Here is a 12183-nt window from a genome sequence, read left to right on the forward strand (position 1 = left end):
ATCTCAATATCATGAAAAAAGCATTCCTATCTCTTTTTTTAATTTTCTTAGGTTGTCTGTCAACTCAAGTTATTATTGCCCAAACAGCTAGTAAGACGCAAAAAAAACCAGTTGATATTGACTATAAAATATCAGAAAATGACGTTGCTAAAACATTAAAATATTTAGCTTCGGATGAACTGGAAGGAAGGGAAACCGGAAAAGAAGGAATGGTAAAAGCGGCGGATTATTTAGAGCAGTTTTTTAAAGACAACAATGTAAAACCTTATTTCAAATCGTATCGCGATACATTATCCACTTTTAAGGGAACCGCTTTTAATATCGTCGGTTTTGTTGAAGGGAACGATCCGGTTCTTAAAAATGAATTTATAATGCTAAGCGCACATTACGATCATATTGGCTTGGATAAAAAAGGAGTGAAGGGAGATTTTATAAACAATGGTGCCAATGATGACGCTTCAGGAACAACTGCAGTTGCTGAAATGGCAAAATATTTTAGCATAACCAAAAACAATAAGCGAAGTATTCTTTTTGTATTTTTTGCAGGAGAAGAAAAAGGGTTATTAGGTTCTAAGCATTTAGCCAAAAAACTGAAAGCGCAAGATTTTAAATTGTATTCTCAATTCAATATTGAAATGATTGGTGTGCCAATGAAAAGAGCGTATCTAGCTTATATTACTGGTTTTGATAAATCCAATATGGCAGGAAAAATCAATGAATATACTGGAAAAAATACGATAGGTTTTCTTCCAAAAGAAGCCGAATATAAATTATTTTACAGATCCGATAACTTCTCTTTTTATGATGTTTTTAAGGTGCCTTGCCAATCAGTGAGTACATTCGATTTTGAAAATTTTGACTTTTATCATCATGTTTCGGATGATTTCAAAGCGATGGATATTCCTCACATGACTTCTTTTATTCAAGAATTATTACCCGCTGTAACGCAAATGGCAAATACGCCAACACAAGAAATCGTATTGCTTAAATAGTTTTAGAAACCGGCTGATTCATATTATACGCTAATATAGAATAGTCATTATTATTGAACTGAAAATCCCCAATAATGGTCCATTTCAGTTTTTCGGTATGCGCTTTCATAGACGGGATATTTATTTTATTGATAAATGTCAAACCCAACGCATATTTTTGTGCCATGTGTATTCTCATGAATTCAAACAATGGTTTGATCAATCCCCTGCCACGGTATTCCTTGTGAATGCAAATGGGTCCGTATTGAAAACTATTTGTTGTGGTGATTTTAAAATCTAAAAAGTGTAATTCAGGAAACAAGGAGCTCATGTAATTGAAAATGGGCCATTGTTGGAAAAACTCCCAACTTCCTGCAAAAATGTAAGCAATGATTTTGTTGTTTTTCTTGGCAATAAATAATTCTGATTTTTGAATAACTTCGGTTAGTTGTAGTATTGAAAATGGCGTAGTAACAAATCCAGAAATTTTTTCTTCTTCGGATAAATTTACTACAAGATACAATTCTTGTAATACCAATACTCCATCAATGTCACTCATTTTTGCAGTTTCGAATTGTATGCTTTCGGTCATTTTTCTTGAAATCTGATGTTAATTTGGTTTGTCAAAAATAAGTAAAATTCCTGAAATTTTTAATTTTTATTGTAACAACAATCCTTTGCCTAAAGCCTTACTTTTTTGTCGTTTTTGTTTATTTTTGCTACATGAAAAATATTATCATCACAGGAACGAGTAGAGGAATAGGATTTGAATTGGCATTGCAATTTGCCAATGCGGGACACCAAGTACTAGCCATATCCAGAAAGATTCCTCAAGCTTTATTGGGCAACGAGAATATTATCTGTCTTTCAGTTGATTTGTCCAATGAATCTGAATTAGTGAAAGTAAGTGATTTCCTTTCTAAGTCTTGGAAACAAATAGATGCAGTCATTCATAACGCCGGAAGTTTATTGTTGAAACCTTTCTCAGAAACGACTCAGGAAGATTTCGAAAACATCTATAAGGTCAATGTTTTTGGAGTGGCTAATTTGACTCGAATTTGCCTGCCTTATCTGCAAAAAGGAAGCCATGTAGTAACCATAAGTTCTATGGGTGGGATTCAGGGAAGTTTAAAGTTTGCTGGATTAGCAGCGTATAGTTCAAGTAAAGGAGCCGTGATTACGTTATCAGAGTTATTAGCTGAAGAATATAAAGAACGCGGGATTTCTTTCAATGTTTTGGCTTTGGGTTCCGTGCAAACAGAAATGTTGGCAGAAGCTTTTCCGGGATATCAAGCGCCAATATCAGCGGGTGAAATGGCTAATTATATTTATGATTTTACTTTAACTGGAAATAAATATTTCAATGGTAAAGTGTTGCAAGTTTCTTCTACGAATCCTTAATTTATAACTCACGTCTATTTTGAGCGAAACCTTAGCCAGATTTATTCCAGAGCATGCGGTAAAACCCGTTTTTGAACTTATTGTTGCTAATCAAGTGCATCTTAAGATTGTCAACGAGCGTCAGACACGTCATGGTGATTATCGAAAAGGCTTAAACGGGAAGCATGAAATCACGGTAAATTCAAATCTCAATAAATACAAGTTTTTGATTACGTTGATTCATGAAATATCGCATTTGGTTGCGTTTGAAAAGTTCGGCAGAAATATTAAGCCGCATGGGGACGAATGGAAATATTCTTTTCAACGGTTGATGATTCCTTATATTCGACCAGAAATTTTTCCGAATCATTTGTTGCCTTTGTTAGCTCGACATTTCAAAAATCCTACAGCCAGCAGCGATACTGATGCTACTTTGGCATTAGCCCTGAAACAATTTGACCAGCAAAATGACAAAAACTATGTATTCGAAATCCCATACGGTAGTGTTTTTCGAATCCAAAACGGAAAGATATTCAAGAAAATTGCCGTAAGAACTAAGCGCTTTGAGTGTCTGGAAATGAGTTCTGGAAAAACCTATTTATTCAATCCTAATGCTGAGGTGGAGTTGTTGAGGTCAAGCTAGCTTTTTACGCTTTCAAATACGCTTCACGTACTTTTTTGAATAAATTTGAAGAATAAACAAAGGCGACAACAGCCTCATTATCGGTTCTGAAAATTTCTTCTTTGTTTCCTTCCCAGGCTTTTAAACCATCTTTCAGGAATAGAATTTTCTCCCCAATTTCCATTACGGAGTTCATATCATGTGTATTGATAACCGTTGTCATGTTGTATTCTTCAGTGATTTCTTTGATAAGATTATCAATCAAAATAGCTGTATTTGGGTCTAAACCAGAGTTAGGTTCATCACAAAATAAGTATTTGGGGTTGTTTACAATGGCGCGGGCAATAGCAACGCGTTTTTGCATTCCTCCTGAAATTTGCGAAGGGAGTTTTTTATGGGCGTCAGTAAGATCGACTCTTTTTAATACAAAATCTACGCGCTGCTGAATTTTTGCTTTATTGTCTCTAGTGAACATTTTTAATGGGAAGCCAACATTTTCAGCTACAGTCATGGAATCAAATAAAGCACTTCCTTGAAAAACCATTCCAATTTCAGTGCGAAGTTCTCGTTTTTCGTCAGACGTTAATTCCGAGTAAATTCGACCATCAAATGAAATTGTTCCAGATTCTGGAGTATGAATGCCTAAAAGACTTTTGAGCAAAACTGTTTTTCCGGATCCACTTTGTCCAATAATTAAATTGGTTTTTCCGGTTTCAAAAACCGTAGAAATACCTTTAAGAATTTTATTTCCACCAAATGATTTTTCTATGTTTTGTACTTCTATCATGATCCTAGTAACAACTGTGTTAGTATATAATTGAATAGTATTATGGAAACTGATGTCCAAACAAAAGAAACGGTACTGGCTTTACCTACTTCAAGCGCACCGCCCTTCATATAATAGCCATGAAAAGAGGGGATTGTGGCCAGTAACATGGCAAATATCAGTGTCTTTATGAATGCATAAACAATGTGGTACGGGATGAAATCCATCTGTGTGCCATTTATAAACTCAGTACTAGAGATAAAACCACCATAAACGCCTGCCATCCAGCCTCCCAAAACTCCCAGAAACATAGCAATTCCTATTAAGAATGGGTATAATAATAAGGCGATTATTTTAGGAAAAACCAAGTAATTTAAGGAGTTTACACCCATCACCTCTAAGGCATCAATTTGTTCGGTAACCCTCATGGTTCCTATACTGGAGGTAATAAACGAACCCATTTTTCCGGCCATAATCACGGAGATAAAAGTGGGTGCGAATTCTAATATTACGGATTGTCGTGTCGCAAAACCGATAAGATATTTTGGAATTAATGGGTTAGTTAGATTTAAAGCAGTTTGTATAGCAACTACACCTCCAACAAAAAAAGAGATAAAGGCAACAATACCAAGAGAGTCAATGATTAGATCATCAATTTCCTTGAAAATTAAATTTCTCATCACAGACCATTTGGTCTGTTTATTAAAAATTTCTCTCAGCATTAGGAAGTATCTTCCTATCTGTGTTATATATCGAATGAGCATCATAAGTTTTGCGAATATGGGCTAAATTACAAAAATTGTAAGGAGTTATATCTTTCAATTTAGCAGTTTTTGATTTTGGAAGCTAAAAAAGCTTTTCCTTCATTTTTTTTAAACGATATTTTCTAATGAATTTTGCTTGTTCTTCTGTAACTAATAATGGAGTTTTAGCTGCTTTAGCTTTCCAATAACCGCTGATGTAATCTACAAATAGTAGCGGTTTTTTCTTCATTATTGCCAGCTTTGCCGAAGCGATGGAAGTGATTAAAAAGCCGTAGCCTAAAGTATAAAATGCTTCGCCTTGTTTGTAACGTGCAGTTTTATTGTAATTAGCGCCAGTTGGTTTTAGGTGTTTTACCAGTAATGAAGTGTCCGTAATGACTTTCCATCCGTAAAATTTACATAGTAATTCATCTACGGTGTCCCAACCCATTGCCGGTTTTAAATTACCTATTTGCTCGAAGCATGCTTTTCTATAGGCTTTGAATGCGCCACGAATATGGTCTTTGTCAGTAAGATTTTCCAGAATCCATGTGCCATTTTTTTCGATATAAGCAAATCCGCCTGCCATTCCTATTGTTGTATCTTTTTCGAAAATGTTTAAAATAGTTTCAAAATAGTTGTTGGGCAGAATTAAATCGGCATCCAGTTTCACGATTACGTCATAATTTTCATCTAATGTTTCATAACCTTTGTGAAAAGCCTGAATAACTTTACTTCCCGGCAAATGAATTGCTTGGGAGGTTTTTGTGACCAATGTGATAAACGGATTTTCTTTGGCGAAAGCCATAACTATTTCGGCCGTTTTATCAGTAGAATTGTCATTGACTACGACTACTTTTTTGGGCAAAATGGTTTGCGAAATCAAAGAATTTAGCGTTAAAGCAATAAATGCTTCCTCGTTATGGGCCGGAATAACAATGTAATAATTCATTTAAAAATTTTTAGATTTTAGATTTTAAATTTCAGATTAACGATTTGTTGCAAGTCGTTAATCAGAAATCAGAAATCAGAAATCGTTAATCTACAATCTTAAATCTATTTGATTTTTTCAGCGTAAACAATATAATATCGGTTGGTAAACTTTCTTAATAAGGGACGAATTCCAAATTTTTTAACGGGATTGGTCCATTTTTGCCGGTCTATTATTTTCCAGCCTGTTTTTTCTAATAGCCAATCGAGTTGCCAGTCTTCAAATTCATGGTAATGCCTATCCCAGGGGTCTGTTTTACTGCGGTAAGCTGGAGAAAACCACAGTCGCAATGGTATAGAAATAAAAAGTTTATCCGATTTTATTTCGTTTAAAATAGTGAAAGGATTTAGTAAATGTTCAAAAATTTCGAAAGCGGTTACAACCTCTTTTTGTTCTCTTAAAAATACGGATTGGTCTTTGTCTAAGTCTTCTCCGGTTGTGTTTGTAACTGTAAATCCTTCGGATTTCATGATTTTAGAGAAAGGGTTTTCAACGCCTAAGTCTAAGATGGTCTCTGAGGAGGAGACATGTTTTTTTAGAAATTCTAAAGTATGTTTGAATCTTTTATTGGGAAACGTTTTTTCGTACATGTTTTTTTGATTTGTCCGCTCGGGAACGAAGGCACAAATATAGTAATAAATGTGTTTTTGAAGATTGTTTTTTAGCCCGGATGGTAATGAAAATCCCGGAGCTTCAAAATGTAGTTTTTCAAGGTGCAAAAAGCGACTAAAAGAAGCTTTATTGCACCTTAGAAAAACAAGTTTTGTAGTGAGGAATTGTAATGGACAGCCGGATTAGCTCCTGATTACAATTTCCTAAAAAGAATTAATATCGGTAAATAAAGGCGTTGATGTTCATTCCTGCTCCAACCGAGGCAAAAATCATAACATCTCCTTTGTGTATTTCCTGATTTTCTATTTTGCCTCGGATGAGCAGGTCAAAAAGAGTTGGAACGGTAGCAACACTGCTGTTTCCCAGTTCATGGATACTCATGGGCATGATGTCTTTAGGAACTGTTCTGTCGTATAATTTGTAAAAACGCTGTATGATTGCTTCGTCCATTTTTTCGTTAGCCTGATGGATAAGAATTTTTTTGACATCATCAATACCTAGTCCGCTTTTGTCTAAACAACTTTTCATGGCTGCAGGGACATGATTTAATGCAAATTCATAGATTTTACGTCCGTACATTTTTATGTAGCGAATGTCCGGATCTAAATCAGGATTGTAGGATTTTCCAAAGAATAAATAGTTGGCTTCGTCATTTGCATAGGTGGCACTTTCATACGCTAACAAACCGGTGTCATCATCTGAAGCTTCAATGATAGAAGCGCCAGCACCATCTGAGTAGATCATGGAATCCCTGTCATGCGCATCGACTACTCTGGAAAGCGTTTCTGAACCTATAACCAAGCAACGTTTTGCCATGCCGGATTTGATATAAGCATTGGCTTGAAGTACGCCTTCGATCCATCCGGGACAGCCAAAAAGGATGTCGTATGCAACACATTTTGGGTTTTTTATTTGTAGCTTGTGTTTGACACGTGTGGCTAAACTTGGAAGCATATCGGACTGGCTTGTGCCGTATTTTACATCGCCAAAGTTATGAGCAAAGATGATGTAATCTATTGTTTCAGGATCAATTCCAGCATTTTTTATTGCTTTTTGAGCGGCAAAAAAAGCGAGATCGGAGGAGTTTAAATGATCCTCTGCATAGCGCCGGTGTTCAATTCCGGTAATGCCCTTAAATTTATTAATGACTACTTCGTTTGGATAACCAAAAGCGGTTCCATCCTCGTTTAAAAAAACATGTTCGCCAAAATCTGTATTGCTTATTTTTTTCTCAGGAATATAACTTCCTATTCCAGCTATTTTTATTTTCATTGCGTTAATTTTCCAAAATTTATGCTAAATTAATCATTAAAAAATTAGTACAGTCACAATATTTACTATGCATGCATATAATTGTGAAATAATAATTTATTGGCTAAAATATTGAATTTTTTATTGTAAAAGGAATGTTTTGATGCGATTTTTATTTCTTACTTCTTTTAAGTTAAAAAAACTCTTTTTCATTTTTTTATCAAAAGATTGCTTCTGGTCAGATAATTTTTTTGCGCAAAAAAAATGTCTCGATTTCTCGAGACATTTTGTGGTGGTTTAACTTTCCATATAGGCTTCAATTGGTGCGCAGGAACAAACTAAGTTTCGGTCTCCATAGGCATCATCTGCTCTTCGTACGGTTGGCCAGAATTTATTCTCGGCAATATAATCTAATGGGAAAGCGGCTTGTTCCCGAGTGTAAGGAAAATTCCAGATATCAGTAGTTAGCATGGCTAATGTGTGGGGCGAATTTTTCAAAACATTGTTTTTGTCTTCTAATGTTGCGTTTTCAATTTCTTTACGGATTGCAATCATGGCATCACAAAAACGATCTAACTCTTCCATGTTTTCACTTTCTGTAGGTTCAATCATTAATGTTCCTGCCACTGGGAAAGAAACTGTAGGTGCATGGAAACCGTAATCCATCAAGCGTTTTGCAATATCAGTAACTTCAATTCCTTTTTGTTTGAAAGGGCGGCATTCTAAAATCATCTCGTGTGCGGCACGACCCATTTCTCCAGAATACAACGTATCATAATGACCGTTTAGTTTCTCTTTAATATAGTTGGCGTTTAAAATGGCATATTGAGTAGATTGTTTCAACCCTTCGGCTCCTAGCATACAGATATAGCCGTAAGAGATCAAGCACACTAATGCGGAACCCCAAGGTGCGGCAGAAATTGCTGTTATCGCGTTTTCTCCACCAGTTGGAATTACAGGATTAGTAGGTAAAAACGGCACTAATTGTGGTGCAACGCATATAGGTCCTACTCCTGGTCCGCCGCCGCCGTGAGGAATCGCGAATGTTTTATGTAGGTTCAAGTGACATACATCAGCGCCAATAGTTGCAGGATTTGTCAATCCAACTTGCGCATTCATATTCGCACCATCCATGTATACTTGGCCTCCGTTATTGTGTATTAACTGTGTGATTTCTCTAATGGCACTTTCAAAAACTCCATGAGTCGATGGATAGGTTACCATCAGACAGGCAAGATTGTCTTTGTGTAAAACTGCCTTTTCGCGTAAATCTTCTACGTCAATATTTCCGTTTTCCAATGTTTTAGTTACCACTACTTTCATTCCTGCCATCGCTGCTGATGCAGGATTTGTTCCGTGCGCGGATGATGGAATTAAAGCAATGTTTCTGTGGTGATCTCCTCTTGACTGGTGGTACGCACGAATCACCATTAATCCGGCATATTCGCCTTGAGCACCTGAATTAGGTTGTAATGTTGTTCCTGCAAAACCAGTAATGACGTTTAATTGGTTTTCTAATTTAGCCAACATCTCCTGATATCCTTGCGCTTGATCAAGTGGTGCAAACGGGTGAATATTGTTCCATTGTGGCATGCTTAACGGCAACATCTCTGAAGCGGCATTCAGTTTCATGGTACAAGACCCTAATGAAATCATCGAGTGATTCAACGCTAAATCTTTTCGTTCTAACATTTTGATGTAACGCATCAAAGCTGTTTCTGAGTGATGTTTATTGAAAACATCGTGTTGTAAAAACGTTGATGTTCTGTTTACGTTTTCAGGAAAATGATTGGTTTTTGATAACGTTTCAATCAGTGTAAGCGGAGTCCCATTTGCAGAAGCGAAAACAGCAATAATTTTATTCAAATCAGCAATGCTTGTCGTCTCGTTTAAGGAAATTGAAATCGTATTATCATCAATGTAATAGAAATTAATTTCGTTTTCTTCTGCAATTGTTTTTACTTTTTTAGCGTCAGCCTTGATGACAATGGTGTCAAAGAAAGCAGTGTTCATTTGCTGGAAACCAGATTTTTCTAATGCATTAGCCAATGTCGCTGCTGAAGCATGTACTTTATTTGCAATATATTGCAATCCTTTTGGTCCGTGATACACGGTATACATTCCGGCCATAACGGATAATAATACTTGAGCGGTACAAATGTTAGAAGTCGCTTTATCCCGTTTGATGTGTTGCTCACGGGTTTGCAACGCCATACGCAAGGCGCGGTTTCCATCCGTATCAACTGTCACGCCGATGATTCTTCCTGGCATACTTCTTTTATATTCGTCTTTTGTTGCAAAATAAGCTGCGTGCGGACCACCGTATCCTAGCGGGATTCCAAAACGTTGTGTTGTTCCAAGAACAACAGCAGCGCCTATTTCTCCGGGAGGTGTCAGTTTAGCCAAACTCAAAATATCAGCGGCAACAGCTACTTTTATTTCGTTTGCAGCTGCTTTAGCGATAAAGGCAGTATAATCATGTACTTGCCCAAATTTTCCCGGATATTGAAGGATTGCTCCAAAATAGTCCGATGAAAAATCGAATGTTTCATGGTTTCCTAGTACTAATTCGACACCAATTGGCGTGGAACGTGTTTGTAAAACGGATAAAGTTTGGGGTAATATTTCTTCAGAAACGAAGAATTTATTGGTGTTGTTTTTCTTTTGATCCCGAGAGCGAACGTCAAAAAGCAGTGCCATTGCTTCTGCGGCTGCAGTTCCTTCATCTAATAAAGAGGCATTCGCAATTTCCATTCCGGTTAATTCGATAACCATCGTTTGGAAATTCAAAATGGCTTCTAAACGGCCTTGCGCAATTTCGGCTTGATACGGCGTATAGGCAGTATACCATCCTGGATTTTCAAATACATTTCTTTGTATCACTGCAGGAATAATTGCGGCATTGTATCCTAAACCAATGTAGGATTGAAAAACTTTATTTTTATTCCCTAATTTCTGAATGTGATTTGCAAACTCATATTCGGTCATTGCAGGTTCTAAATCTAAATCAGATTTTAAACGAATGTCACTTGGAATCGTTTCCTGAATCAATTGTTCCAGCGTTGCTGCCCCAATTGTCTTTAACATGTGTTCTAAATCATTTTCTCTAGGGCCAATGTGTCTTAATGCAAAAGCGTCTGTTTTCATTGTATATAAAATAGGTTGTGTGTTTCTTGTTTTAAAAGGCTGTAAAATTAAATATTAATATGCTATTAATTGCCTTTTTTAATCGGATTTTCTGTGAATTTTTCAACTAAAAGCCGTTCTTATTAACACTTTGATTAATTTTGTCTAATGAGGTTTTTTAAACAAATATTCGATTTTTATATTAATAGTAGTATTCACGTGGGTTTATCGTGTTATGCTTTGGTCCGAATGACGCACTATATGTTCCACATTCCAGTAGGTGAACCAGTTGCTAATTTTGTTTTTTTTGGAACTATTGTGGGGTATAATTTTGTGAAATACGATGCTTTGGCTCGATCCAAAAAGATAAAAATGCGCAAGGAACTAAAAGGGATTGCTTTGTTTAGTTTTTGCTCCCTTCTATTTGTAGGCTATTATTTCTTTATGCTGGAACGAGTGACGCAAATTACCGCTATTGTTTTTTTGAGTATTACCTTGTTGTATACGCTTCCTTTTTTTCCAAATAAAAAAAACGCAAGAAATTGGGCTGGTGTCAAAATTTATATCGTAGCATTGTGCTGGGTGGGTGTCACGCTAGGACTCCCAATTTTAGATGCGGGCATCCCAATAACCATAGATTTCTATCTAAAATGCATGCAACGCTTTATCTTGATTTTTGTATTGGTGCTTGTTTTTGAAATCATTGATATGGCACATGACGATCCGCATCTTAAAACCGTACCCCAACAAATAGGAGCAAACCGTACCAAAATATTGGGACTGTTACTTTTGATTCCATTTTATTTATTGGAGTTTTTTAAAAGTAATTTAGATAAAGATCAATTGATTGTAAACTTCATTTTAGTACTGATGATTTCATTATTTTTGATTTTTGCCAATGAAAAACGATCAAAATATTATACTTCTTTTTGTGTTGAAAGCATTCCGATAGTTTGGTGGTTGTTACTTTTATTATTTTAAAAAGCACTTAATTGGTGAGTACGTTCACTAATAATAGTATTAATTTGGTGAATAGGATATTTTTCTAGTGTTGATTAAAGATAATTTTCGAGAATTTTTGAAGTAGTTTGGTCTTTGTGTACGTAGTGTGTTGGTTTTTACTGTTTATTTTCAGACAAAGCTTTTAATACTTTGTTTCTTTCGAGGATAAAAGGAATAAGGGGTTTTTAGAAACCAAAATATTTACCGCGCCAGGTAACCGTTTCGTTGTAGTTAATTAATCCGTAAGTAATTCTTTTTCGTAAACGCCTTCGAAATCAATTACTGACTCGTTTTTCGTTACTTCAAATTGTTGCCATCGGGGATGCGTGACTTGGTATTCAAAAGTTGCATTTTCGTTGATTTTGGTATACCCAAAATAATGCTCCGTAATGAACTCAGCTTCGGAATCCGGTGCAATTGCAATGGGTTTTTTTTGGGTTGTTACCTGAATCGTATTCCATTTGTTTTTTACTTTCCATTGGTATATAAATTCTCGGGAGTTTCCATTGACTTTCAAAACGTGTTTCATCGGTAGCGTTCTATAATGCTCATTGTAAAACGTATTTGCAACAAGTGTAATAGTATGTTTTGGGACAATTTTGCTGATAAAAACGGCACCTCTTTTCCATACACCATTTTCAAAACGCTTAACGTAAAAACGAAGATTGACCTCTTCAAAATCAGAAAGAAACGGGATCTTCATTCCTAAAACGCGCACG

The 12183-nt window shown here is 35.9% G+C and carries 12 protein-coding genes; 4 read left to right on the forward strand and 8 right to left on the reverse strand.

Annotation, left to right across the window (positions count from 1 at the left end):
• Nucleotides 1–11 precede the first annotated feature (11 nt).
• Nucleotides 12–992 (forward strand): M28 family peptidase, encoded by a 981-nt coding sequence (locus EKM03_RS02730; protein ID WP_126563367.1) that lies wholly within the window; start codon nucleotides 12–14, stop codon nucleotides 990–992.
• Here EKM03_RS02730 and EKM03_RS02735 read toward each other — a convergent pair.
• Entirely contained in the window at nucleotides 985–1563 is a 579-nt protein-coding gene (locus EKM03_RS02735) for a GNAT family acetyltransferase (RefSeq protein ID WP_126563366.1), read from the reverse strand. The genes EKM03_RS02730 and EKM03_RS02735 overlap by 8 nt on opposite strands.
• A gap of 131 nt (nucleotides 1564–1694) precedes the next feature.
• Between EKM03_RS02735 and EKM03_RS02740 the strand changes: the two genes are divergently transcribed.
• Nucleotides 1695–2372, forward strand: a complete 678-nt coding sequence (locus EKM03_RS02740) for an SDR family oxidoreductase (RefSeq protein WP_126451771.1) — start codon at nucleotides 1695–1697, stop codon at nucleotides 2370–2372.
• Nucleotides 2373–2391: 19 nt separating this feature from the next.
• On the forward strand, nucleotides 2392–2994 hold the full coding sequence (locus EKM03_RS02745; protein ID WP_126458730.1) for a SprT-like domain-containing protein: 603 nt from the start codon (nucleotides 2392–2394) through the stop codon (nucleotides 2992–2994).
• A 4-nt stretch (nucleotides 2995–2998) separates the two neighbouring features.
• On the opposite strand, the gene EKM03_RS02750 is transcribed toward EKM03_RS02745, so the two are convergent.
• From EKM03_RS02750 to gcvP, 6 genes are all read right to left on the reverse strand, one after another.
• Nucleotides 2999–3760 carry an ABC transporter ATP-binding protein gene (locus tag EKM03_RS02750; protein WP_126458733.1) on the reverse strand — a complete coding sequence of 254 codons (762 nt, stop codon included), beginning with the start codon at nucleotides 3758–3760 and terminating at the stop codon, nucleotides 2999–3001.
• Nucleotides 3757–4506 (reverse strand): ABC transporter permease, encoded by a 750-nt coding sequence (locus tag EKM03_RS02755; protein WP_126451774.1) that lies wholly within the window; start codon nucleotides 4504–4506, stop codon nucleotides 3757–3759. Before EKM03_RS02755 ends, EKM03_RS02750 begins: the two co-directional genes overlap by 4 nt.
• Nucleotides 4507–4585: 79 nt before the next feature.
• Nucleotides 4586–5434 carry a glycosyltransferase family 2 protein gene (locus EKM03_RS02760; RefSeq protein WP_126563364.1) on the reverse strand — a complete coding sequence of 283 codons (849 nt, stop codon included), beginning with the start codon at nucleotides 5432–5434 and terminating at the stop codon, nucleotides 4586–4588.
• A 104-nt stretch (nucleotides 5435–5538) separates the two neighbouring features.
• Nucleotides 5539–6063: a methyltransferase gene (locus EKM03_RS02765; RefSeq protein WP_126739838.1), complete on the reverse strand. Its 525-nt coding sequence runs from the start codon at nucleotides 6061–6063 to the stop codon at nucleotides 5539–5541.
• Nucleotides 6064–6298: 235 nt separating this feature from the next.
• Nucleotides 6299–7357 carry a 3-oxoacyl-ACP synthase III family protein gene (locus EKM03_RS02770; RefSeq protein ID WP_126451777.1) on the reverse strand — a complete coding sequence of 353 codons (1059 nt, stop codon included), beginning with the start codon at nucleotides 7355–7357 and terminating at the stop codon, nucleotides 6299–6301.
• A 276-nt stretch (nucleotides 7358–7633) separates the two neighbouring features.
• Nucleotides 7634–10483: an aminomethyl-transferring glycine dehydrogenase gene (gcvP, locus tag EKM03_RS02775; RefSeq protein WP_126739839.1), complete on the reverse strand. Its 2850-nt coding sequence runs from the start codon at nucleotides 10481–10483 to the stop codon at nucleotides 7634–7636.
• 240 nt (nucleotides 10484–10723) lie between these two features.
• Between gcvP and EKM03_RS02780 the strand changes: the two genes are divergently transcribed.
• Nucleotides 10724–11443, forward strand: coding sequence for a hypothetical protein (locus EKM03_RS02780; RefSeq protein WP_370272930.1), 720 nt, complete (start codon nucleotides 10724–10726; stop codon nucleotides 11441–11443).
• A gap of 256 nt (nucleotides 11444–11699) precedes the next feature.
• Here EKM03_RS02780 and EKM03_RS02785 read toward each other — a convergent pair whose 3' ends face one another.
• Nucleotides 11700–12182: a DUF2071 domain-containing protein gene (locus EKM03_RS02785; RefSeq protein ID WP_304984496.1), complete on the reverse strand. Its 483-nt coding sequence runs from the start codon at nucleotides 12180–12182 to the stop codon at nucleotides 11700–11702.
• Between the last annotated feature and the right edge of the window lies 1 nt (nucleotide 12183).

Origin of the sequence: Flavobacterium sp. GSP6, from assembly GCF_003984855.1 — a bacterium.
Taxonomy (GTDB): domain Bacteria; phylum Bacteroidota; class Bacteroidia; order Flavobacteriales; family Flavobacteriaceae; genus Flavobacterium.

Excerpts from the sequence above, each read along its gene's own strand:
- EKM03_RS02770 (WP_126451777.1), bottom strand. The coding sequence starts at position 7,357 with ATGAAAATAAAAATAGCTGGAATAGGAAGTTATATTCCTGAGAAAAAA.
- EKM03_RS02760 (WP_126563364.1), bottom strand. The coding sequence starts at position 5,434 with ATGAATTATTACATTGTTATTCCGGCCCATAACGAGGAAGCATTTATT.
- gcvP (WP_126739839.1), bottom strand. The coding sequence starts at position 10,483 with ATGAAAACAGACGCTTTTGCATTAAGACACATTGGCCCTAGAGAAAAT.
- EKM03_RS02735 (WP_126563366.1), bottom strand. The coding sequence starts at position 1,563 with ATGACCGAAAGCATACAATTCGAAACTGCAAAAATGAGTGACATTGAT.
- EKM03_RS02750 (WP_126458733.1), bottom strand. The coding sequence starts at position 3,760 with ATGATAGAAGTACAAAACATAGAAAAATCATTTGGTGGAAATAAAATT.
- EKM03_RS02730 (WP_126563367.1), top strand. The coding sequence starts at position 12 with ATGAAAAAAGCATTCCTATCTCTTTTTTTAATTTTCTTAGGTTGTCTG.
- EKM03_RS02740 (WP_126451771.1), top strand. The coding sequence starts at position 1,695 with ATGAAAAATATTATCATCACAGGAACGAGTAGAGGAATAGGATTTGAA.
- EKM03_RS02765 (WP_126739838.1), bottom strand. The coding sequence starts at position 6,063 with ATGTACGAAAAAACGTTTCCCAATAAAAGATTCAAACATACTTTAGAA.
- EKM03_RS02755 (WP_126451774.1), bottom strand. The coding sequence starts at position 4,506 with ATGATGCTCATTCGATATATAACACAGATAGGAAGATACTTCCTAATG.
- EKM03_RS02780 (WP_370272930.1), top strand. The coding sequence starts at position 10,724 with ATGTTCCACATTCCAGTAGGTGAACCAGTTGCTAATTTTGTTTTTTTT.